The 22,025-nt window shown below is 71.2% G+C and carries 22 protein-coding genes; 12 read left to right on the forward strand and 10 right to left on the reverse strand.

Annotation, left to right across the window (positions count from 1 at the left end; all coding sequences use genetic code 11):
- Window positions 1-24 precede the first annotated feature (24 nt).
- Window positions 25-417: a winged helix-turn-helix transcriptional regulator gene (locus AMYTH_RS0133675; RefSeq protein ID WP_027933923.1), complete on the forward strand. Its 393-nt coding sequence runs from the start codon at window positions 25-27 to the stop codon at window positions 415-417.
- On the opposite strand, the gene AMYTH_RS0133680 is transcribed toward AMYTH_RS0133675, so the two are convergent.
- Window positions 405-1,193 carry an alpha/beta fold hydrolase gene (locus AMYTH_RS0133680; protein ID WP_027933924.1) on the reverse strand — a complete coding sequence of 263 codons (789 nt, stop codon included), beginning with the start codon at window positions 1,191-1,193 and terminating at the stop codon, window positions 405-407. The two genes, AMYTH_RS0133675 and AMYTH_RS0133680, sit on opposite strands and share 13 nt — an antisense overlap.
- A gap of 72 nt (window positions 1,194-1,265) precedes the next feature.
- On the opposite strand from AMYTH_RS0133680, the gene AMYTH_RS0133685 reads away from it, so the two are divergent.
- From AMYTH_RS0133685 to AMYTH_RS0133695, 3 genes are all read left to right on the forward strand, one after another.
- Window positions 1,266-2,579 (forward strand): aminotransferase-like domain-containing protein, encoded by a 1,314-nt coding sequence (locus AMYTH_RS0133685; protein WP_027933925.1) that lies wholly within the window; start codon window positions 1,266-1,268, stop codon window positions 2,577-2,579.
- Window positions 2,580-3,073: 494 nt separating this feature from the next.
- On the forward strand, window positions 3,074-4,087 hold the full coding sequence (locus AMYTH_RS0133690) for an ABC-2 transporter permease (protein WP_027933926.1): 1,014 nt from the start codon (window positions 3,074-3,076) through the stop codon (window positions 4,085-4,087).
- A 4-nt stretch (window positions 4,088-4,091) separates the two neighbouring features.
- The gene (locus AMYTH_RS0133695; protein ID WP_027933927.1) at window positions 4,092-4,751 is read left to right on the forward strand and encodes a rhomboid family intramembrane serine protease; all 660 of its coding nucleotides are present in this window, start codon (window positions 4,092-4,094) and stop codon (window positions 4,749-4,751) included.
- Here the strand turns inward: AMYTH_RS0133695 and mca are convergent.
- The gene (gene mca, locus AMYTH_RS0133700) at window positions 4,723-5,547 is read right to left on the reverse strand and encodes a mycothiol conjugate amidase Mca (RefSeq protein ID WP_027933928.1); all 825 of its coding nucleotides are present in this window, start codon (window positions 5,545-5,547) and stop codon (window positions 4,723-4,725) included. The two genes, AMYTH_RS0133695 and mca, sit on opposite strands and share 29 nt — an antisense overlap.
- Window positions 5,548-5,602: 55 nt before the next feature.
- Here mca and AMYTH_RS0133705 point away from each other — a divergent pair, with 55 nt between their 5' ends.
- The gene (locus tag AMYTH_RS0133705; protein ID WP_027933929.1) at window positions 5,603-6,193 is read left to right on the forward strand and encodes a TetR/AcrR family transcriptional regulator; all 591 of its coding nucleotides are present in this window, start codon (window positions 5,603-5,605) and stop codon (window positions 6,191-6,193) included.
- A gap of 1,037 nt (window positions 6,194-7,230) precedes the next feature.
- Here the strand turns inward: AMYTH_RS0133705 and AMYTH_RS0133710 are convergent.
- The 3 genes from AMYTH_RS0133710 to AMYTH_RS0133720 all read right to left on the reverse strand — a co-directional run bounded on the left by AMYTH_RS0133710 (window position 7,231) and on the right by AMYTH_RS0133720 (window position 10,457).
- Entirely contained in the window at window positions 7,231-8,499 is a 1,269-nt protein-coding gene (locus AMYTH_RS0133710) for an RNA polymerase sigma factor (RefSeq protein ID WP_027933930.1), read from the reverse strand.
- A 23-nt stretch (window positions 8,500-8,522) separates the two neighbouring features.
- Entirely contained in the window at window positions 8,523-8,945 is a 423-nt protein-coding gene (locus AMYTH_RS0133715) for a YciI family protein (protein ID WP_027933931.1), read from the reverse strand.
- 105 nt (window positions 8,946-9,050) lie between these two features.
- Entirely contained in the window at window positions 9,051-10,457 is a 1,407-nt protein-coding gene (locus AMYTH_RS0133720) for an aldehyde dehydrogenase family protein (protein WP_027933932.1), read from the reverse strand.
- Between the two features lie 83 nt (window positions 10,458-10,540).
- Between AMYTH_RS0133720 and AMYTH_RS0133725 the strand changes: the two genes are divergently transcribed.
- The 3 genes from AMYTH_RS0133725 (at window position 10,541) to AMYTH_RS0133735 (ending at window position 14,271) form a co-directional block, all read left to right on the forward strand.
- Window positions 10,541-11,935 (forward strand): PucR family transcriptional regulator, encoded by a 1,395-nt coding sequence (locus AMYTH_RS0133725; protein WP_051362895.1) that lies wholly within the window; start codon window positions 10,541-10,543, stop codon window positions 11,933-11,935.
- A gap of 344 nt (window positions 11,936-12,279) precedes the next feature.
- On the forward strand, window positions 12,280-13,215 hold the full coding sequence (locus AMYTH_RS0133730) for a ribonuclease Z (RefSeq protein ID WP_027933934.1): 936 nt from the start codon (window positions 12,280-12,282) through the stop codon (window positions 13,213-13,215).
- Between the two features lie 216 nt (window positions 13,216-13,431).
- Window positions 13,432-14,271 (forward strand): mechanosensitive ion channel family protein, encoded by an 840-nt coding sequence (locus AMYTH_RS0133735; protein WP_027933935.1) that lies wholly within the window; start codon window positions 13,432-13,434, stop codon window positions 14,269-14,271.
- Between the two features lie 78 nt (window positions 14,272-14,349).
- Here AMYTH_RS0133735 and AMYTH_RS0133740 read toward each other — a convergent pair whose 3' ends face one another.
- Window positions 14,350-14,733, reverse strand: coding sequence for a DUF6401 family natural product biosynthesis protein (locus AMYTH_RS0133740; protein ID WP_027933936.1), 384 nt, complete (start codon window positions 14,731-14,733; stop codon window positions 14,350-14,352).
- A 158-nt stretch (window positions 14,734-14,891) separates the two neighbouring features.
- Between AMYTH_RS0133740 and AMYTH_RS0133745 the strand changes: the two genes are divergently transcribed.
- Window positions 14,892-15,740, forward strand: a complete 849-nt coding sequence (locus tag AMYTH_RS0133745; RefSeq protein ID WP_037322899.1) for an alpha/beta fold hydrolase — start codon at window positions 14,892-14,894, stop codon at window positions 15,738-15,740.
- Between the two features lie 28 nt (window positions 15,741-15,768).
- Here AMYTH_RS0133745 and AMYTH_RS0133750 read toward each other — a convergent pair whose 3' ends face one another.
- Genes AMYTH_RS0133750 through AMYTH_RS0133760 form a run of 3 tightly spaced genes read right to left on the reverse strand, consistent with a single transcriptional unit; the run spans window position 15,769 to window position 17,339 of the window.
- On the reverse strand, window positions 15,769-16,122 hold the full coding sequence (locus AMYTH_RS0133750; RefSeq protein ID WP_027933938.1) for a hypothetical protein: 354 nt from the start codon (window positions 16,120-16,122) through the stop codon (window positions 15,769-15,771).
- A gap of 49 nt (window positions 16,123-16,171) precedes the next feature.
- Window positions 16,172-16,639, reverse strand: a complete 468-nt coding sequence (locus tag AMYTH_RS0133755; protein WP_027933939.1) for a hypothetical protein — start codon at window positions 16,637-16,639, stop codon at window positions 16,172-16,174.
- 25 nt (window positions 16,640-16,664) lie between these two features.
- Window positions 16,665-17,339: a TetR family transcriptional regulator gene (locus AMYTH_RS0133760; RefSeq protein ID WP_051362896.1), complete on the reverse strand. Its 675-nt coding sequence runs from the start codon at window positions 17,337-17,339 to the stop codon at window positions 16,665-16,667.
- Window positions 17,340-17,430: 91 nt separating this feature from the next.
- Here AMYTH_RS0133760 and AMYTH_RS0133765 point away from each other — a divergent pair, with 91 nt between their 5' ends.
- Genes AMYTH_RS0133765 through AMYTH_RS0133775 form a run of 3 tightly spaced genes read left to right on the forward strand, consistent with a single transcriptional unit; the run spans window position 17,431 to window position 19,821 of the window.
- Window positions 17,431-18,477: a ferredoxin reductase gene (locus AMYTH_RS0133765; protein ID WP_027933941.1), complete on the forward strand. Its 1,047-nt coding sequence runs from the start codon at window positions 17,431-17,433 to the stop codon at window positions 18,475-18,477.
- 12 nt (window positions 18,478-18,489) lie between these two features.
- Complete coding sequence (locus AMYTH_RS0133770) at window positions 18,490-19,617, forward strand: fatty acid desaturase family protein (RefSeq protein WP_027933942.1); 1,128 nt, start codon at window positions 18,490-18,492, stop codon at window positions 19,615-19,617.
- A 9-nt stretch (window positions 19,618-19,626) separates the two neighbouring features.
- Window positions 19,627-19,821, forward strand: a complete 195-nt coding sequence (locus AMYTH_RS0133775) for a hypothetical protein (RefSeq protein WP_020421622.1) — start codon at window positions 19,627-19,629, stop codon at window positions 19,819-19,821.
- Between the two features lie 554 nt (window positions 19,822-20,375).
- Here AMYTH_RS0133775 and AMYTH_RS0133780 read toward each other — a convergent pair.
- Complete coding sequence (locus tag AMYTH_RS0133780) at window positions 20,376-22,007, reverse strand: class I adenylate-forming enzyme family protein (protein ID WP_027933943.1); 1,632 nt, start codon at window positions 22,005-22,007, stop codon at window positions 20,376-20,378.
- Between the last annotated feature and the right edge of the window lie 18 nt (window positions 22,008-22,025).

Genomic DNA, 22,025 nt, shown 5'->3' on the forward strand with positions numbered 1-22,025 from the left:
GTGCGTAGGACACCCGGAGGTGCGATGGCCACCCTGACCGCCGCGCAACGCAGGCAGCGCGACCGCCAGGCCTACGACGCGTTCCTGGCGGCCTGTCCCGCGCGCAAGGTGCTCGACCGGATCAGCGACAAGTGGGTCACGCTCGTGCTGGCCGCGCTCGGCGACGGGCCGAAGCGCTACAGCGACCTGAGCCGCATCATCGCCGGCGCGAGTCAGAAGATGCTGACCCAGACGCTGCGTTCGCTGGAGCGTGACGGTCTCGTCGCCCGGACCGTCACGACGGCGGTACCGGTCCGCGTCGACTACGAGCTCACCGAACTCGGCCACAGCCTGCACGCCGTCGTGCGGCAGCTCAAGGACTGGGCGGAGAGCCACATCGAGGAGATCGAGCAGGCGCGCGCCGCCTACGACGCTTGAGGAACCTTCGCAAGGAAGTTCGTCAGTGCGGAATTGAACTCCGCGGGCCGTTCCAGGTTCGGCATGTGCGCGGCGCCTTCGATGACCGCCAGCGCCGCGCCGGGGATGAGGGAGTGCAGGAACTCCGCCTCGGCCACCGGGGTGTACTCGTCCTGGTCGCCGACGACCACCAGAGCCGGCACGCGGACCCCGGCCAGCGTCGGCACGTAGTCCGGGCGTTCGGCCCGGCCCCGCAAGGCCGCCGCGGCGCCCTCCGGCGCGGTCGAGCGCATCATGCGGTGCACGTGTTCCGCGACGTCCGGCATCGCGGCGATGTTGGCGGGCGCGACCATCTTCGTGAGCACCTCGTCGGCATACGGCCGGAGCCCTTCTCGGAGCAATCGTTCGGCCATCTCAGTGCGATTCCGCTTGCCGTCCGCGGTCTCCGCGCGCGGTGAGGTGTCGGCGAGGACCAGCGCGCGGATCCGCTCCGGGAAGAGCCGGTGGCACTCCATCACGATCTGCCCGCCCATGGACAGCCCGCCCAGGACGAATTCGCCGACGTCCAGACGGTCGAGCAGGCCGGCCAGGTCGCGGGCGAAGGTCGCCAGGGGCGTCTTGCCGGGCACCACGGTGGTCTCGCCGTAACCGCGCAGGTCGGGTGCGATCACTCGCCAGCCGTGCGCGCTGAAGTGGTCCAGCTGGGGCCGCCACATCGAGCGGTCGAACGGGTGGCCGTGGACCAGGACGAGGGCCGGGCCGGAGCCCTTGTCGTCGTAGCCGATCTCGATCGTCATGTTTCGACGGTAGATCCGCTGCTATGCTCGGTGCAATACAAATATTGCTCTCGGTGCAATGTGGAGGTGCGGGTGGACTACCGGACGATCGCGGACGACGTCGCCGCAGATGTCGCCGCCGGGCGGCTCCGGCCGGGCGACCGGTTGCCCCCGCAGCGCCGGTTCGCGCGGCAGCGCGGCATCGCGGTCTCCACCGCGGCCAGGGTGTACGGCGAGCTGGTCCGGCGTGGCATCGCGGTGGGCGAGACCGGGCGGGGCACGTTCATCCGGGCGGCGCCGGAGCCGGGGTCCGCGCTGGCCGAACCGGCGGCCGCGACGGTCGACTTGGAGCTGAACTTTCCAGTGCTGCCGGAGCAAGCCGAGTGGATCGCCGCGAGCCTCGGGCCGTTGCTGCGGGCGGACCTGCTGGTGCAGGGGCTGGGGCCGTCCGTGGTGGCGGGCACGGCCGAAGCCAGGGCGGCGGCCGCGCGCGTGCTGGCGCGGGGCGGGTGGGCGCCGTCCGCGCCGGACGTGTTGTTCACCGGCAACGGCCGCCAGGCGATCGCCGCCGCGGTGGCCGCGCTGGTCCCGGCCGGGGAGCGGCTGGGGGTCGAGGCGCTGACGTACCCGGTGGTGAAGGGCATCGCGACGCGGCTCGGGGTCACGCTGGTGCCGCTGGAGCTGGACGAGCACGGTGTGGTGCCGGACCTGCCGCCGCGGTTGCGCGCGGTCTACCTGCAGCCGGCGCTGCACAATCCGCTGGGGCTGGCCATGCCGGCGGCGCGGCGGGCGGAGCTGGCGGAGGTGTTGCGGGAGCGGGACCTGCCGGTGATCGACGACGGCATCAACGGTTTCCTGCGCCCGGACCTGGCGCCGCTGGCGGAGATCGCGCCCGAGCGGACGGTCGTGCTGGACAGCCTCTCGAAGCGGCTCGCGCCCGGGCTGACGCTGGGGTTCGTGGTGGTGCCGCCCGCCCTGCGCGACCGGGTGGCCGCCGCGGTGCGTTCGGGCGGCTGGGCGGCGGCGCGGTTCCCGATGGCGGCCGCGACGCGCCTGATGGCGGACGGCACGCTGGCGAAGATCGAGGCCGCCAAGCGCGCCGACGCGGTGGCGCGGCAGGAGCTGGTTGCCGAGCGCCTGGCGGGTTTCGAGGTGCGGTCGGACCCGCGGGCCTACCACTGCTGGTGGCAGCTGCCGGAGCCGTGGCGGGCGGAGACGTTCGTGGCGGCCGCCGCACGGCGCGGGATAGCCGTCACCCCGGCCGCGGCGTTCGCCGTGAGCCCCGGCAGAGCCCCCACCGCCGTGCGGCTGGCACTGGCCTCCCCGGGGATCGACGTACTGGCCGGGGCGCTGGACACGCTGGCCGCGCTGGCCCGCTCGAGCCCCGAGGACAGCGGAATCGAGTGATTCACCGCGGCGGTGCCGGTTGGCGCTGGCGGCAGCTTTCGCCGCGGGCGCGGTCATGTCGTCGCGCGGCGGGCGGCTGTTCGAAGGGCGGCGGGATCGAGTGCCCTGCCGTGGCGGTGCCGCCCGCAGCTTTCGCCGCGCGGCGGGCCGCGCTGTCCGCAGGACAGTGGATCGAGCGATTCGTCGCGGCGGTGGCGGCCGCAGGGTTCCGCCGCGCGGCGCGGTCAGGCCGTCACGCGTCGGGCCGCGCTGCTCTGAGGGCGGCGGATCGAGTGATGTGCCGTGGCAGTGCCGCCAGGTGTCACCGTCCGGTGCCGCCCGCGGCTTTCGCCACGCGCGCTGTCCGGCAGCTCGCCCTGGCTCGGCGGCAGCGGCGGCCAGCGCGCGGGCTTGGGCCGAGCGATCCGCCGCCATCCCGCCGCTGGCCCGGATGACAGCGGGGTCGAGTGAATCCTCGCCGCGCGCCCGGCCCCTGCCGCGCCTAGGTTCGGGCCATGACCAGCGAAGAACCGCGGAGCCTTGCGCACGATCTGCGGGACGCGATCGCCCCGCGGACCGTCCTCCTGGTGCTCGGGGTGCTGCTCCTGCAGCTCGGCTTCATCCTGTCCTACGTCGGCGCCTTCCACAGCCCGTCGCCGCACCGGGTCGACGTCGCCATCGTCGGTCCACAACAGACGGTCGACCGGATCAACGCCCTCGACGGCACACCCATCGAGGCGTCACCGAGCCCGGACGCGGACGACGCGCGCCGGCGGGTCCTCGACCGCGACGTGGCGGCGGCCTACCTCGCCGACAGCGGCACCCTCCTGGTCGCGACCGCCGCGGGCCCCGCCCTCGCCACCGCCGTCGAGCAGGTCTTCACCGAAGTCGGCGCCGCCCAGAACCGCGCCCCGGTCGTGCAGGACCTCGTCCCACCGCAGGCCGGCGACGCCCGCGGGCTGACCGCCTTCTACGCGGTCGTCGGATGGCTCGTCGGCGGCTACCTCGCCGCCGCGGCGCTCGGCATCGCGAAGGGCGCCCGTCCCGCGACACTGCGCCGGACGGTGATCCGGCTCGCCGCGATGGTGCCCTACGCGATCGTGTCCGGACTCGGCGGCGCGCTGGTCGTCGACCAGGTCCTCGGCGCGCTGACCGGGCACTTCCTGGCCCTGTGGTGGATCGGCGCGGCCATCACCTTCGCGGCGGCGACCGTCACCATGGCCTTCCAGGTGCTGTTCGGCGTGATCGGCGTCGGCATCACCGTGCTGATCTTCGTGGTGCTCGGCAACCCGAGCGCGGGCGGCGCCTACCAGACCGAACTGCTGCCGCCGTTCTGGCGCGCGATCGGCGACTGGCTGCCCAACGGCGCAGGCACCGAGGCGATCCGCGACGAGGTCTACTTCGCCGGGAACGCGACCGGCGGCCCGATCACCGTGCTGATGGTGTGGGGCGTCGCCGGTCTCGTGGTCACCCTGCTCGCGTCCGCGCTCCGGATTCGCCGGGAAACGCCGACGACTCCATTACCCTGACCGGATGAAGGAACGCGCGTTGCCCAGTGGCGCCGAAGCCCAGGCCATGATCGCCGAGGCGCGCAAGGCGCTGTGGGTGATGGTCGGCTTCCTCGCCGCCATCTGGATCGTGCAGATCGTCAACTGGGCCACCGGCTACGCGCTGAGCTTCGACTTCGGCATCCGCGCCCGCGAGCTGAGTTCGCTGCCCGAAGCGCTGACCGCGCCGTTCCTGCACTTCAGCTGGGCGCACATCGAAAGCAACTCCGGGCCGCTGTTCATCTTCGGGTTCCTCGCCGCCTACCGCGGGGTGCGGAAGTTCCTCGGCGTGACGGCGCTGATCGTGGTCGGCAGCGGGCTCGGTGTGTGGCTGGTGTCGCCGCCGAACGGGGTGACCGCCGGCGCGAGCGGCGTGGTGCTGGGCTACTTCGGCTACATCATCGTGCGCGGCTTGTTCGACCGGCGCCCGATCGACATCGTGATCGGGCTCGTGATGGCGCTGTGCTTCGCCTACCAGTTCACGGCGCTGCTGCCGGCCGAGGAGGGCATCAGCTGGCAGGGGCACCTGTTCGGGTTCGGGTCGGGCGTCGTCGGCGGCTGGGTGTTCCGGGAGCGGCGGCGCAAGCAGGTCGAGCCGGCGCCGGCGGATCCGACGGTCATGCTGGATCCGCCGCAGCAGCCGTGATGCCGGCGAACAGGTCGTCCTCCGGCAGGTCGGCCGGGACCAGCGAGCGGGCCAGGACGTAGTCCTCGGTCGGCCACACCTCGCGTTCGACGTCGCGCGGGTGGCGCAGGAACGGGTGGTCGGGGTCGACCTGGGTTTCGTGGGCGAGCAGGGCGCGGTCGCGGACGTCGAAGTGGTCGGCGCAGTGGATCCGCGTGGTGACCGGGGTTCGGGTGTCCGGCAGTTCGGCGAGGACCTCGGCCATGCCGGAGTCGAGGCCGCGTGCGGTGAGCGCGTCGTGCATGGCCTGGAACCACTCCTTGGTGAAGGTGGCGAGGTAGTAGAGCTTGGCGATCTGCCACGGCGTGCCGGCGACGGCGTCGAACGCGGCGACCGCGACCTGGTGGGTGCGGATGTGGTCGGGGTGCGGGTAGCCGCCGGTCTCGTCGTAGGTGACGAGCACGTCCGGGCGGAACTCGCGGATCACCTCGACGAGCCGGTCCACCGCGGCGCCGAGAGGCTGCCGGGCGAAGCTGTCGGCGGGTGGGTCGTCGGTGAGGCCGGAGTCGCGGAAGCCGAGGAACCGTTGCCGCACACCGAGGATCTCGCTCGCGCGGGCCATCTCCCGGCGGCGGATCTCGGGCAGGTTTGCGCGAACCTCGGGGATGTCGAGGCGGGGGTTGAGGACGTCGCCGCGCTCGCCGCCCGTGCAGGTGACGACCAGGACGTCCGCGCCCGCTTTGGCGTAGCGCGCCATCGTCGCGGCGCCCTTGCTGGATTCGTCGTCGGGGTGGGCGTGGACGGTCATGAGCCGCATCTCGGGCCTCCATGTCGCTAGGTTCGACCCAATCTTAGGTCAAGCCTAGCGTAAGGTGGGTTTCGTGGAGCGCGGGTTGAGGAAGCAGCGGACACGGCAGGCGATCTCCGACGCGGCGACGCGGTTGTTCATCTCGCGGGGGTTCGAGGAGGTGACGATCGCGCAGGTCGCGGAGGCGGCGGACGTGGCGAAGATGACGGTCACCAACCACTTCCCGCGCAAGGAGGACCTGGTCTTCGACGTGCACGAGTCGTTCGTGGCGAGCCTGGCGGCGGTGCGGGACCGGCCGTTGGTGCCGGCCTTCCGGGAGGCGTGGTTCGGGGGGCTCGAGCGCCGGGACGCCCTGCTCGGTTTCTCGGGGCCGGAGTTCGCGCGGATGGTCGTCGAGAGCCCGACGCTGCTCGCGCGGTTGCGTGAGTTGCACGAGGAGCGGGAGAAGGCGCTGGCCACCGCGCTGGTGGAGGAGTTCGACGCCGACACCGCGCGCGCCGCGGCGGCCCAGATCGCCGGCGTGCACCGCCTGCTGTTCGACGAGGTGCTGCGGCGCACCGCGGCCGGCGAGCAAGCGGCGGTGGTCGCGGAGGCGGTGGGGCGGGCAGGGGCGCGGATGTTCGATCTGCTGGAGGCCGGGCTGGGCGCGCTCTAGCTTGCGGCCCGGTTCGGCTGTGCTGGCTCTCGGGGGTGGAGCGGATCGAGCGGATTTTGATGAACGGTCCATTCATGCGGCGGTGATGGGGTTTGTGGTGGGTGGATGAATGGTCCGTTCGTGCCTTCGGGAGTGGGTGGGCATGTGGTGGCTTGATGAACGGCCCGTTCACGCGGCGGCGATGGGCCGTGTGGTGGGTGGATGAGCGGCCCGTTCGTGCCTTCGCGAGCGGGTATGTCGTGCCTTGATGAATGCCACGTTTATGCGGCGGCGATGGGGGCCGTGGTGGGTTGATGAGTGGTCCGTTCGTGCCTTCGCGAGTGGCTGGGCATGTCGTGCCTCGATGAACGGCCCGTTCCCATGCTGTGGCGACGGGGTCTGTGGTGGGTGCATGAACGGTGCGTTCATGCCTACGCGAGTGGGTATGTCGTGCCTTGATGAATGGTCCCTTCATGGCTTTGGGAGCGGGTGGGCATGTGGTGCGCCGATGAACGGCCCGTTCACGCGGCGGCGATGGGGCCGCGGTGCCTCGATGAATTGTCCGTTCACACCGCGGCGATCGGGTCTGTCGTGGGTGGATGAATGGCCCGTCCATGCCTTCGCCCGTGGGTGGACATGTCGTGCTTCGATGAATGGTTCGTTCATCGGTTCGCGGGTGGGCCAGTCGTGCGGAGATGAACGGGCCGTTCATGCCTTCGCGTGCGGGTGGGCCGGTGGTGCCTCGATGAACGGCCCATTCATCGCTTCACCGCTGCACCATTGGACCAGCGGCGAGCCGATGAATGGTCCGTTCAACCACGCACACCTGGACGGCACCAGCGGCGGTCGGTGAACGGTCCATTCATCGCAGCGCGAGAGGGCCAGTCGCACCGCGACGAATAGGTTCACTCCAGCCGAACCACGGACGCCCTAAGCCCGCGAAGCGCAAGAGCGCTACTCCAGACGAACCACGGACGTCCGAAGCCCGCGAAGCGCAAGAGCCCCACTCCAGACGAAACCACCGACGGCCCGAAGCCCGCGAAGCGCAAAGACCCCACTCACTCCCCAGCAGCCGCTTTCGCCCGGGCCAGCAGCACATCCCGCTCCCGGGCGTTCCGCGTCAGCGAAGCCGCCCGTTCGAACTCCGCCCGTGCCTCCGCCAGGCGCCCCACCTTCGCGAGCAGGTCGCCCCGCACCGTGGGCAACAGGTGGTACCTCGCGAGCGCCGGCGAGGCTGTCAGCTCGTCCACCAACGGCAGCGCCGCCTCGGGACCCGAAGCCATCGACACCGCCACCGCGCGGTTCAGCTCCACCACCGGCGACGGCGTCACCTCCGCCAGCTCCCCGTACAGCGCGGCGATCCGCTCCCAATCGGTGTCCTCCGGCGCACCCGCCCGCGCGTGGCACGCCGCGATCGCCGCCTGCAGCACGTACGGTCCGCGCACCGGCGACAGGCTCTCCGCCCGCTCCAGCGCCGCCAGACCGTGCCCGATCAGCAACCGGTCCCACTTCGCCCGGTTCTGGTCCAGCAACAGGATCGGCTCACCGTCCGGCGTCACCCGCGCCCTGGACCGCGACGCCTGCAACTCCATCAACGCCACCAGCCCGAACACCTCGGGCTCCCGCGGCGCCAGCCCGGCCAGGATCCGCCCCAGCCGCATCGCGTCGGCGCACAACTGCGGGCGCATCCAGTCGTCGCCGGCCGTGGCGGAGTATCCCTCGTTGAAGATCAGGTACACGACCTCCAGCACGGACCCCAGCCGCTCCGCCAGCTCCGGCCCGGCAGGCACCTCGAACGGCACCTTCTTCTGCGCCAGCGTCCGCTTCGCCCGCACGATCCGCTGCGCCACCGTCGACTCCGGCACCAGGAACGCACGCGCGATCTCGTCCGTCGTCAGCCCACCCAGCAAGCGCAACGTCAGCGCCACCCGCGCCTCCGTCTTCAGCACCGGGTGGCACGCCGTGAAGATCAACCGCAACAGGTCGTCCGGCACCTCGTCCGGCTCGACCTCGATCGCCTGCTGCGACGTCTCCAGATCGAGCCCGATCTCCTCGTGCTTGCGCTCCGCCATCTTCAGGTGCCGGAAGTGGTCGATCGCGCGGCGCTTGGCGATCGTCATCAGCCACGCGCCCGGGTTCGACGGCACACCGGACGACGGCCACTGCTCCAGCGCCGCCACCAGCGCGTCCTGCGCCAGCTCTTCGGCCAGCCCGACGTCGCGCACCATGCGCGTCAGCGCGGCGATCAGCTTCGCGGACTCGATGCGCCACACGGCGTCGATGGTGCGGTGTGCCTCGGTGACCGTCACGGTCACCGAGCACACCACCTCACCGCGGCGAGGGCAAGGTCTTACTGACCGTGCTGCTCGGCCACCTGCTTGCGCATCCGCTCCTCGGCCTCGCGCAGCTCCGGCGTGTACGCGTCACCGAAGTCCTCGGCCTCGAACACCTGCCGGATCTCGATCTCGGTGTCCCGGAACGGCGCCCGCTTCAGCCACTCGACGGCCTCCTCCTTCGACTTCACGTCGAGGATCCAGAACCCCGCGATCAGCTCCTTCGACTCGGCGAACGGGCCGTCGATCACGGTCGTGCCCTCGCTGGAGTACCGCACGCGCGCACCCTTCGAGGTGGGGTGCAGGCCCTCGCCGGCGAGCATCACACCGGCCTTGACCAGCTCCTCGTTGAACTTGCCCATCTCGGCCAGCTCCTGCTCGGTGGGCATCGCGCCGGCCTCGGTGTTCTCGTCGCCCTTGACCAGGACCATGAACTTCATCGTCGTCTCCCTGCTGTCGAGGTGGTCCCCAATGGGACCGTCACGATGACATCGATCGAGCCCCGGGCGAATCGACACAGGCGGACAATTTTCTTTCGGGAATCTTCAGCGCACCCCGGTCAGCACGAGAACCCGCTGCTCGGTGAGGTCTTCCATCGTCGCGCGGACCCCCTCCCGGCCGGTGCCGGACTCCTTCACCCCGCCGTAGGGCATCTGGTCGGCCCGGTAGCTCGGCACGTCGCCGACCACCACGCCGCCGACCTCCAGCCGCGCCGAAGCCTCGAACGCGACCCGCAGGTCGTGCGTGAAGACCCCGGCCTGCAGACCGAACCGCGACGCGTTGACCCGCTCGAAGGCCTCCTCGACCGAGTCGACCGGCGCGAGCGACAGCACCGGGCCGAAGATCTCCTCGGCGTTGACCGCGCAGTCCTCCGGCGCACCGGTGAGCACGGTCGGCGCGACGGTCGCGCCCTGCCGCGTCCCGCCGGCGAGCAGCTCGGCGCCCGCCGCGACCGCGTCGTCGACCCACGACTGCACCCGCACCGCGGCCGCCTCGTTGATCAGCGGGCCGACCTCGCCGTCCACGTCCAGCTTGCGCACGTGGGCGACGACCCGGTCGGCCAGCTCGGCGTACACGTCCCGGTGCGCGTAGACCCGCTGCACCGAGATGCACGACTGGCCGCCCTGGTAGGTGCCGAACGTCGCGATGCGCTGCGCCGCGAACTCCAGGTCCGTCCAGTCCGGGCAGACGATCGCCGCCGCGTTGCCGCCCAGCTCCAGGGTCACGTGCTTGCGCGGCACCCGGTCTTGGATCGCCCAGCCGACCGGTCCGGACCCGGTGAACGACACGACCGGCAGCCGCGGGTCCGCGACCAGTTCGCTCGCCGCCTCGTTCGGCATCGGCAGGACCGACCAGGAGCCTGCGGGCAGGTCGGTCTCGGCGAGCAGTTCGCCGAGCACCAGTGCGGTCAGCGGGGTCGCGGGCGCGGGCTTGAGCACGATCGGGCAGCCCGCGGCGATCGCCGGGGCCACCTTGTGGGCGACGAGGTTGAGCGGGAAGTTGAACGGCGTGATCCCCAGGACCGGCCCGCGCGGCGCGCGCCGGACCAGGGCCAGCCGCCCGGCGGAGGCGGCGTCGGTGTCGAGCCGCTGCAGCTCGCCGGAGAACCGGCGGGCCTCCTCGGCGGCCCAGCGGAAGGTCGACACCCCGCGCCCGACCTCGGCCCGCGCCCACTTCAACGGCTTGCCCGACTCGGCGTGGATCAGGTCCGCGATTTCGTCGGCGCGCTCGGCCAGGCGCCGGGAGACGTGGTCCAGTGCGTCCGCGCGCACGTACGCGGGCAGCTGCGCGACCTCGTGCCGGACGTCGTGCGCGGCCGCGACGGCGGCTTCGACGTCCGCCGCGGTCGCGTTGCTGGTGGTTCCGGCGAGCGCGCCGTCGCGGGGGTTGCGGATTTCGACGAGGTCGTCGCTCGTCGCCGGGCGCCCGGCGACCCAGTACGGGAAGGTCATCGCTCCAGCATCGGCCCGCCCAGCGCGGACGGAAATGGCCGGACTGGCCAGTCGGTGGTCCGAAAACTGGACGAAGTGGCAGAGTGGTGCTCGTGCCGGTGACCCTGCGGCGACTGCTCGCCGACCCGACGCTCGGTCTGCGCGTGCTGGCCGGGGAGTCCGGTTTGGACCGCCCGGTGGGGTGGGTGCACGTCAGCGAGCTGGACGACCCGACGCCGTTCCTCGAAGGCGGTGAGTTGCTGCTCACCACGGGACTGCGGCTGTCCGGCGAGCCCGGGTACGTGACCACGCTGACGGCGCGCGGGCTGGCCGGGCTCGGTTTCGGCATCGGGCTCAGCCACGCCGAGGCCCCCGCCGCGCTGGTGCGCGCCGCCGCCGACGCCGGGCTGCCGCTGCTCGAAGTGCCCCGGCGGACGCCGTTCATCGCGATCAGCAAGGCGGTGTCGGCGGCGCTTGCGGCGGACTCGTACGCCGAGGTCACGGCCACCAACGCGGCGCAGCAGGAGTTGACGCGGGCCGCGTTGCGGGGGCCGGATGCGGCGGTGCGGCGGTTGGCACGGCTGCTCGACGGATTCGTGTTGCTGGTCGGTCGCGGCGGCGAGCTGGTGCGGGCCGCCCCGGCGGCGGCCGCGGAACGGCTGCCGTCCGTGGCGGGCGAGCTGGCGCGGCTGCGCGGCGGGCCGGCGAGCGCCAGTTTCGAGGTGGACGGGCAACACGTGGTCGTCCAGGTGCTGCGCGACCAGGGGTTCCTCGTCGCCGGGCGGCCGGAGCCGTTCGACCGGACCAGCGGGCACGTGCTGAGCGCCGCCGCGTCACTGCTCACCCTCACGTTGACGCGGGCGCGTGGGCTGGAGTCGGAGCGCCGCAAGGTACATACGGCATGTATGCGTTTGTTGCTGGCCGGGCAGCACGAGCTGGTCGCGGGGATCGTCGGCCTGCCGTCGGAACCGGTCGAGGTGTTCGCGCTGACCGGCCGGCCCGACCGGGTGCTCGACGCGCTCGACGGCAGCCCGGCGTTCGCCGCCGAGCTGGACGGGATCGTCGTGGCGATCGGACCGTCCGGCTGGTCCCCGGAGCTGGCCGGCGGGGTGGCGCCGGCGGCCGGCTACGCCGAGCTGGCGCAGGCGCACCGGCGGGCGATGCGCGTTGCCTCGCAGACCGAGCTGGTGCGGTTCCGCGGTGACCTGGTCTCGCTGCTGCCCGCGGAGGAGGCGCAAGCGTTTGCCGCCGCGGTGCTGGAACCGTTGGTGCGCCACGACGAGACCGGGCGCGGCGATCTGGTGGCCTCGCTCGCGGAGTGGCTGCGGCGGCACGGGCAGTGGGACCCGGCGGCTGCGCGGCTCGGCGTCCACCGGCACACCCTGCGCAACCGCATCGCGAAGGTCGCCGAGCTGACCGGGCGCGATCTCGACGACCCGGACGTGCGGGCGGAGCTGTGGACGGCGTTGCGGCTGCGCGGCCTAGGTTCTGTTTCCTGAGCGGCGGAGCCGCTTGCGGTGGGCCGTCAACCGGCGCCGCCGCGGGTTTGATCGGGCGGAGCCGCGCGGAGCGCGTCCATTGAGGGTGGTGGTGGGTGACGGGTGGGAGGTTCCTGGCGAGGACAGCGCGGTGGTCGGCCCTGCCGCGCGGAGCGCGTCCACCCGGGGTGGTGGTCGGGCCGGCGGGTGGGGATTCATCAAGTGGCGATTCCACATCCAGGGGCCGCCTGGAATCGGGCTGGTCGCGCGGAGAGCATCCATTGAGGGTGGTGGCGGGCTGGCGGGAGGGCCGCTACCCGCACCGCCACGCAAGCCACCTCCGAAACGCGGCCTAGGGTCGGGGGGTGTCCGTGCGTGAACTGGTGGTGCTGGGGACCGGGAGCCAGGTGCCGACGCGCACCCGCAACCACAACGGCTACCTGCTGCGCTGGGACGGCGAGGGCCTGCTGTTCGACCCCGGCGAGGGCACGCAGCGGCAGATGCTGTTCGCCGGGGTGGCGGCCAGTTCGATCACCCGGATCTGCCTGAGCCACTTCCACGGCGACCACTGCCTCGGGGTGCCGGGCGTGGTGCAGCGGTTGTCGCTGGACGGGGTGCGGCACCCGGTGGTCGCGCACTACCCGGCCTCCGGCGCGGAGTACTTCGCGCGGCTGCGGCACGCGAGCGTTTTCCACGAGACGGCGGAGCTGGTGGAGTCGCCGGTGGCCGAGCCGGGTGATATCGCGCGCGGCGCGTTCGGCCGTCTGGTCGCGCGGCGGCTGTCGCACCCCGTCGAGTCGTTCGGCTACCAGCTGGTCGAGCCGGACACCCGGCGGATGCTGCCGGACCGGCTGACGGCCCTCGGCGTGCGCGGCCCGGCGGTCGGGCAGCTGCAGCGGGACGGGTTCGTCGAGGTCGGCGGGCGGCGGGTCGAGCTGTCGGCGGCGAGCGAGCCGCGCCGGGGCCAGCGGTTCGCGTTCGTGATGGACACCCGGCTCTGCGACGGCGTCTTCGAGCTGGCCGAGGACGCGGACCTGCTGGTGATCGAGTCGACGTTCCTGTCCGCGGACGCCGCGTTGGCCACCGAGTACGGGCACCTGACGGCCGCGCAGTCCGGGCGGGTGGCGGCCGAGTGCGGGGTGCGGAAGCTGGTGCTGTCGCACTTCTCGCAGCGGTACCCGGACCCGGAGGCGTTCCGCGCCGAGGCGGCCGCGTCGTTCGGTGGCGAGATCGTGGTGGCCTCCGACATCAGTCGCGTCGCGGTGCCGGCCCGGCGCCCCGAGCGGGCGGCGGCAGGCTGACCTTTTTCCACCCGGTCGGCGCGGCCGCGAAACAGCCGCGAAACCGCCGGTGGGAGCCACTTCGGGACCCCCGTCCCGATCGGGGCTGTGTCACACGGGTGGGGGATAGCTGCAGGTCATTGAAGTGTGGCCCTGCCAGGGCTGGGTAGCCACTTCAACGAAAGCGCTTCAGAAACGGGGCGCAGGTTGCTCCTGCAACGGAAGGGAGAGAGGCCAGTGGCAACGTCCAACCTGGCGGCCGTCGACTTCGGCCAGGGTGTGTCCAACGCCTGGAGCGCGGTGGCGACCTTCGTGCCGAAGTTCGTCGCGTTCCTGGTGATCCTCGCGATCGGCTGGTTCATCGCCAAGGCGCTGAGCAAGATCGTCGACAAGGTGCTCGAGAAGGTCGGGTTCGACCGGGTGGTCGAGCGCGGCGGGATCAAACAGATGCTCGCCAAGAGCAAGTACGACGCCTCGGACATCATCGCCAAGCTGGTGTACTACGCGGTTCTGCTGATCGCCCTGCAGTTCGCCTTCGGCGTGTGGGGGCCGAACCCGGTGAGCGGGCTGCTCGCGGGGATCGTCGCGTGGCTGCCGAAGGCCGCGGTGGCGATCATCATCGTGGTCGTCGCAGGCGCGATCGCCCGCGCGGTGAAGGACCTGGTCGGCGGTGCCCTCAGTGGCCTGTCCTACGGCAAGACGCTGGGCACGATCGCGGCGGTGTTCATCTGGGCGCTGGGTATCATCGCGGCCCTGAACCAGATCGGCGTCGCCACCACCGTCACCACGCCGGTGCTGGTCACCGTGCTCGCGACGATCGGCGGTGTCGTCATCGTCGGCATGGGCGGTGGCCTGGTGAAGCCGATGCAGCAGCGCTGGGAGCGCTGGCTGGGCCGCGCCGAGGAGCAGATCCCGGCGGCCAAGGCGCACGCCGAGGCCTACCAGCGGGGCCGTGAGGACGCGACCCGCGCGACCACGCCGAGCGCGGAGGAGGCCACGCAGGAGATGCGCCAGCCGACCGGTTCCCTGGGGTCGGACCGCGGCGCGACCATGCGGCCGCCGGAGAGCTTCCGGTAACGACGGGGAGCACCCCTCAAGACGGGGAGCACAGGGAGAGGCGGCCGGTCCGGCGACGGACCGGCCGTTCTCTTGCGCCTAGTGCAGTTCGAGTTCGAAGCCCTGGCGGTAGTGGGGGTCGTCCATCGAGTTCGCCAGTGTGCAGACCGCCAGCAGGCGGAAGGTCAGCCAGTCCATCGGCCCCGATTCCGGGCCCTGTGGCACGGTCAGCCGCCAGCCGGCCTCCCGGGCGTGGTCGAGCAGGCCGCGCGCGTAGCCGGCGAGCAGCACGACCCCCGCGACGGCCGCGGAACCCTCCACGCCCGCGGCGAGGATGTCGCGCACCGCGGCCGCGTGCTGGTCGACCACCGCCGTCAGGCCGGGCGCGGTGGCCACGGCGGCGACCAGTCCCGCGGCGCCCAGCTGGCTGTGCAGATGATTCAGCGTCCGACGGGACGTGCGTTCCGCCCAGACCGCGGCCATACCGAACATGCCTTCCACGGTAACTCCCGGATTCGACCTCGTGGCCGGGGGAGGCGACGATCGACATGGCCGTTTTCCTCGGAGTGGCAACGGGGTGTCAGCGCGGGATCACCGGCGGCTGCCGCGACGGTGCCGAATTTCACGATGGCGAGGTGCGAATGAGCGGGCTCGGCGGGTTTCGGTCGGCGGGTGAGCGGGCACGCTACGAGGCCGTTTACGACGAAGCGCTGCGCGCGATGCCCGAACCGGCCGCGGTGCGCGACCTCCCGACCGCCTTCGGCGCGGTCCGCGTCTACCGCTTCGGCACCGGCGGCGAGCCGCTCGTCCTGCTGCCCGGGCGCTGCGGCACCAGCGTCGCGTTCCGGGCGGGCATTCCGGCGCTGGCCCGGCGCCACCGCGTCCATACCGTCGACCCGCTCGGCGAACCGGGCCGCAGCGAACAGACCGCGCCCGTCCGTGACGGTGCGGACCAGGCGCGCTGGCTCGACGAAACACTGGCCCGGCTCGGCCTCGGGCAGGCGCACCTGCTCGGCGTCTCGTCCGGCGGGTGGCTGGCCGCGAACCTCGCCGTCCGGCGGCCGGAGCGGGTCGCTTCGCTGACGCTGGCCGACCCGGTCGCCACCTTCGCGCCGGTGCCGCCCGGGCTGGTGCTGCGGGCCCTCCCGGTCGGCCTGCGTTACGTCTCGAGCTGGGCCCGTCCGCGGTTCCTCCGCTGGGCCACCGGCGCGGACCCGGCGGACACCGTCGAAGGGCGGCTGCTCAGCGCCGGGTTCCAGCACTTCCGGACCGCGCTGCCGCGGCCGGTCCCGTTCACCGACGAGCAGTTGCGTGCTCTCGCGATGCCGGTGCTGGCGATCATCGCCGGCCGCAGCGTGGTGCACGATCCGCGACGGGTGTACGCCCGGGCCCGCGCCCTGCTCCAGCGCGGTGAGGTGGAACTGTGGCCGGACGCGGCGCCGGTCGAGGAGGTCGCCGAGCGGGCGTTGCGCTTCCTGCCCGGGAGCTGATCTGTCGCGAGTGGACGGTCACGCACCGTCACCGCTGACGGCCGGGTGGCCGGGGTTCTTCGAGCAGCATCGCGCGCAGGAGTTCCCGGGCCTGACGGCGGATCTGCACCGAGTCGCCGTGGCCGCCGATGGTCCAGAGCAGCTCGGCCAGCGCGCAGCCCGCCGTCTTCTGCAGCGAGCCCAAGTACTGGGCGAAGTGCTGAGCCCAGCGCCCGTGCAGGGTCACCAGCAGCTCGTCGCCGAACTGGTTGCGCAGCACGATTTCGTCGCCGTCGCGCTCCTGGGTCCAGAACGGCAGCGCGCCCGCGAGCGAGCGCCACTGGTCCGCCAGCTCGGCGATCCGTTTCCGCTCCAGGCGGTCTTCCTCGTCCTGCCGGTTCATCGTGCACTCCCTACCCTCCGTGCACGACGCTAGAACAGGTGTTCGATGATCACAAGCTCGGGGTGGGAGCCGTCTCAGGTTCGGCCGGCTGCACCTGGACCTCGAACCCGTAGCCGGGAGACGGCGGGAAACCGGCCTCGCCGATCGCCTGGATCGACACGCTGTCGCCGGGGAAGAGGTAGCCGGATCCCTTGACCGGCTCCGGATTCGTGCCGCACGGGAACATCACCGTGTGCCAGTCCTCGCGCGGCGACCGGTACCGCACACCCATTTTCGGCGTGCTCAGCATCGGCGCCGCCGGGCAGGTGCCGGAAACGCTCAGCTCGATCGAATAGGCCTGGTCGCCGTCCTTGGTCACGGCGCCTTCGATCTGCAGGCCCCAGCCGTTTCCGTAGTACGACGTGAGAAATGCCGGCTCGGCGGCGGCGGGCGCCGTGGCCAGCAGGAACGCGGCGGCGGTCAGTACGGCGATCTTTCGCATGAATCCGACGGTGACAAGCCCGGTCGGCGCGCGCAAACCGCCGGTGTCCCTCGAATGAGGGTCACTCCCAATGCTCGGCGCCGCGGGCGATCAGTTTCAGCCGGTTCTCCGCGGTGGCGAGAATGCGCTCGTCGGATTCGGCGCTGCGCGGCACGGTTTCGATGAGTTCCACCGCGGTGGACAGCAGCATCGTGACGATCATGTCGGCGAGCATTCGCAGGTCGTCGGTGCGCCAGCGGCGCAGGCAGTCGAACCGGGCGAGGTCGACGGCCAGGTCGCCGGCGAACATGCGCAGTTCCGTGCGCGCGGCCTGCGGCACCGCGCCGGATCCGCCGTGCCGTTCCCTGGTCAGGAAGCGGAAGTGGGCCTCGTGCGCGCGGGTGTACTCGTGCAGGGTCCGCACGACGGTGCGGGCGACCTGGTCGAAGTCGGTGCCGGTGTCCCGCGCGGCGTCGAGCATGCGGCGCAGGACCGCCATCGATTCGCCGAGCAGCACCAGGCCGAGCTCGTCCATGGATGTGAAGTGCCGGTAGAAGGCGGTGGGCACGATGTCCGCCTGCTTGGTCACCTCGCGCAGGCTGAGCACCGCGAACGGGCGGTCGGCGAGCTGGGCGAGTGCGGCGTCCAGCAGGGCCTGGCGGGTGCGCTGTTTGCGTTCCTGCCGGCTCACGGGCTTCACGGACTCGGCCGACACGTCGTCGATCTTACGTCCGGTTCCGGGTGCGACCTGCGTCACGCCCGCACCTCCTTCGGTTGACAGCGCCCCCGCCGGGTACGCCACCATTGAGTGTACAAGTGTTCTCCGAAATTGATCCCGGGGAGGAATCATGCGGCTCGCCGCGATCGCCGAGGCGCTGCTCACCCCGCACGGCATCGACCGCTACCTGGAGCTCATCGACCCGATGCTGGTCCGCCGCGAGATCCGCGGCGAGGTCACCGCGGTCGAGCACCAGACCCCCGGCACGGTCACGCTGACGCTGAAGCCGAACTCGGCGTGGCGCGGGTTCCAGGCCGGCCAGTACGTGCGGGTCTCGGTGGACATCGACGGCGTGCGCCGCACCCGGTGCTACTCGCCGGCCGGTTCGCAGCACCGGGACGGGCGGCTGGAGCTGACGATCAAGGCGCAGGGACTGGTGTCGCAGCACCTCAACCGGGCCCGGCCGGGCTGGGTGCTGGGCCTGTCCCAGGCGGACGGCACGTTCACCCTGCCCGAGCCGCGACCGGAGAAGCTGCTGCTGATCAGCGGCGGCAGCGGGATCACCCCGCTGATGTCGATGCTGCGCACCCTCGCCGACGAGGGGCATCGCGGCGAGGTGGTGTTCCTGCACTACGCGAACACGCCGGACGACGTGCTCTACGCCCGCGAGCTGGCGCGGCAGGCCCCGAACGTGCGGGTCGTGCTCGCGTGCACGCACGCGGCGGGCGGCGAGCTGCGCGGGTTCTTCTCGCGGGAACACCTGGTCGAGGCCGCGCCCTGGTACGCCGGCGCGCTGACGTACCTGTGCGGGCCCGCGCCGCTGATGGACTCGGTGCGGGCTGTGTACGACAGCGAACAATTGAGTGAACAGCTGATCACCGAAGAGTTCACGCCGCCGGAGCTGGTGATCGACGAGTCGGCGGCCGAGGGGACCGTGCGGTTCGCGCACAGCGGTGTCGAGTTCCCCAACTCGGGCCGCCCGCTGCTGGAACAGGCCGAGGAGGCCGGGCTCCGCCCGGAGCACGGGTGCCGGATGGGCATCTGCTTCTCCTGCACGAAGGTCAAGGCCCGCGGCCGGGTGCGGAACGCGAAGTCGGGCGAGGTGTCCGGCGAGGAGAACGAAGAGATCCAGCTCTGCATCTCCGTCCCCGCCGGGGACGTGGAGATCGACGCGTAGAGGAGCTTTCCCATGACCGGCTTGCAGGACCGGCTGACGCCGGAGCAGATCGAGGAGTTCGGCCGCGAGATGGACGCGATCCGGCAGCGGATCGTCGCCGACCTCGGCCAGGACGACGTCGACTACATCAGGAACGTGATCAAGACCCAGCGCGGGCTGGAGGTCGCCGGGCGGGCGCTGATGTTCGCCGGGTTCTTCCCGCCCGCCTGGCTCGCCGGGGTCGGCGCCCTGTCGCTGGCGAAGATCCTGGACAACATGGAGATCGGCCACAACGTGATGCACGGCCAGTACGACTGGACGCGCATCCCCGAGCTGAGCTCGCAGAAGTTCGAGTGGGACACGATGGCACCCGCGGAGAACTGGCGGCACTCGCACAACTACATCCACCACACGTTCACCAACGTGCTCGACAAGGACCGCGACATCGGGTACGGCATCCTGCGCATCGACCCGGCGCAGAAGTGGCACCCGTACTACCTGGGCAACCCGGTGTACGCGACGGTGCTGGCGTTCATCTTCCAGTGGGGCGTGATGTTGCACGACCTGGAGTTCGACCGGATCGTGCGTGGCGAGCGGAAGTGGTCGGACCCCGAGCTGAAGCAGATGCGCGAGCGGATGGCGCGCAAGGCGGTGAAGCAGGTCGGCAAGGACTACGTGTTGTTCCCGCTGCTCACCGGCCCGCTCGCGCCGCTGACGTTCCTGGGCAACGCGTCGGCGAACCTGACCCGCAACCTGTGGGCGTTCGCGATCATCTTCTGCGGCCACTTCCCGTCCGACGTCGAGAGCTTCACCGAGGAGGAGACCGAGAACGAGACGCGGGGCCAGTGGTACCTGCGCCAGATCCTCGGCTCGGCGAACATCACGGGCGGCCCGCTGTTCCACATCCTCAGCGGCAACCTTTCACATCAGATCGAGCACCACCTGTTCCCGGACATCCCGGCGCGGCGGTACCCGCAGATCGCCGCGGAGGTGCGGGCGGTGTGCGAGAAGTACGGGCTGCCCTACAACACCGGGCCGCTGCACAAGCAGTTGTGGTCGGTGGCGAAGAAGATCGTGAAGTTCGCGCTGCCGCCGCGGCCTCGGCAGGAGGACCGGACGCCCGATACGCTGGCGTCCGACAGGATTTCCGCGGCGGCGTAAGGACGTGTGATGGTCGATCCGATCGAAAGCGGCAAGGACACGGTCCAGGTGCTCACCGAGTCGGCAGCCACCCACATCGGCAACATAGCGACGATCATCACCGGCGCGGTGCGGGACATCGCCCGGGAAACGGGCGACTGGCTGACGGACCTCTTCGAGATGAGGGAAGCAGCAAGGCGCGCAAACGCCGACAAGCAGGACTAGCAGGGTCAGCACCACAACAAACCACCGCCCGGCAACGCAAAGCAAGCGACTACCCCAACCAGACCTCCCGCCCTGCAACAGGGAGCCGGCAACGCAAGAAGGCCGACCACCCCAACCAGACCTCCCCCGCCCCCGATCCACAGCCGATCTTTGGTCGCCGACCAGGCGTGTCAAGGCACGCTTTCCCGCCTTGACACGGCTGCTCGGCGACTGAAACACAATCAGGCATCGGGGGCGGGGGTGGTCGGAAGGTGACCTTCCGGCGCCGTGAGGCGCTTTCCGCGCGAAGGCGCGGCTCTAAAGATCAAAAGAGAGTCCTCGCCGGACGGGCAGGCTCCGGGATGACCAGGGGTTGGGTGCCTCGTCCCACCTCGGGCGGGTGGTCGCCGGGTGGTCATCCCGTCGCCTTCCGGTTTGTGCATATCACCTTGAGCCAGGGCCGCAAGGTTGGCATGTCAACTCACGCGGGCGCGGAGGTTGCGGCCCTGGCTCAAGGTGATCGCGCCAGTGTCAGGCGACGGGATGACCACCCAGCTCGGGTTTTGGTTCAAAGATCAACTGCCGCGCAGTGCGCGGCGCAGTAGTTTGCCTGACACGGTCTTCGGTAGTTCCTCCAGGAATTCCACCTGGCGCGGATATTTGTAAGCCGCCATGCGTTGGCGGCAGAACGAAATCAGTTCCTCCGCCGTGACCGAAAACCCGGGGCGCAGGCTGACGAACGCCTTGACTGTCTCGCCCCGGTACTCGTCCGGGACGCCGACCACCGCGGCTTCCCGCACGGCTTCGTGTTCGTAGAGCACGTCTTCGACCTCGCGCGGCCACACCTTGTACCCGCCCGCGTTGATCTGGTCCTTCTTCCGGTCCACCACGTAGAACCAGCCCTGGGCGTCCATGTACCCGACATCACCGGTGTGCAGGCGTCCCCCGGGAAGCGCCTTCTCCGTCTCCGCCGGTTTTTCCCAGTATCCGGCCACCACCTGCGGGCCGGACGTCACCAGCTCGCCCACCTCGCCGGCAGGCAGCTCCCGGCCGTCCTCGTCGACGACCCGCACCACCGTGTCGTACACCGGCACCCCGACCGACAACGCGCCGGAAGCGGGGTCCACCGGTGCTTCCACGCCGAACGGGACGGCGTGTGACGGTGATGTCGTTTCCGTGAGCCCGTAGCAGTTGTGGATGTACGTGCCGAACATCGCCTGGAAGGCCTTCACCGTGCTCGGCGGGATCGGCGCCCCGCCCGAGTAGATCTTCCGCAGCGAAGCCAGCGCATCCCGATCGACATCGGGCACGTTCATCAACGCGATGAACACCGTGATCGACCCGACGGTGAACGTGGCCCGCTCCGCGCGCACCGTCTCCACGGTCTGCGCGGCGTCGAAGCGGTGCATCAACACGAGCGGCGCGCCGACCAGCAGGGCCACCGCGATGTGCCCGATCAGACCCGTGATGTGGAACAGCGGCGCCACCCCGAGGATCACGTCGTCCCCGCTCAGCCCCACCCAGTCCCGGTAGGTCTGGGCGTTGAAGACGACGTTGCGGTGCGTCGTCATGGCGCCCTTCGGCGGGCCCGTCGTGCCCGAGGTGTACGTCAGGAAGGCGATGTCGTCCGGTCCGAGCGTCACCGCAGGCGGCGCCACGCCCTGGAACCGCGCCAGCATCCCTGCCAGGTCAACGGTTCCCGGGCACTCCACCGGCGAACCGGGCTCCGCGCGGTACTCCAGTTCGGACGTCGTCAGCACCGTCCGCACCGCGGTGCCCGGCACCACCTCCGCCGCCACCTCGTGCCACAGCGACTGCAACGTCACCAGCACCGTCGCGCCCGAATCGGCCAGCAGCTGCCCCAGTTCGCGTCCGCGGTTCATCGGGTTGACCGACACCGCGATCCCGCCCGCCTTCCATGTGCCGACCTGCGCGATCACGAACTGCGGCACGTTCTGCGCGTAGATCGCGACCCGCTCGCCGGGACGGAACCCGGCGTCGGTGATGCCCGCGGCGAACGCGTCGGTCAGCTCGTCCAGCTCGCGCAGCGTGATGCGGCCGCCGAAGTACCGCAGGATGTCCCCGTCCGGAACCCGCGCCACGGACGCCCGGAACATCGCCAGCGCGCTCTCGTGCTCGACGGTGATCCCCGCCGGTTGCCCCGGCGCGTACCGCGCCAGCCACGGCCTGTCGTCGTAGACGCTCATCACCGGCGATGATCCGCC

The organism is Amycolatopsis thermoflava N1165, from assembly GCF_000473265.1.
In the GTDB taxonomy this organism is placed as follows: domain Bacteria; phylum Actinomycetota; class Actinomycetes; order Mycobacteriales; family Pseudonocardiaceae; genus Amycolatopsis_E; species Amycolatopsis_E thermoflava.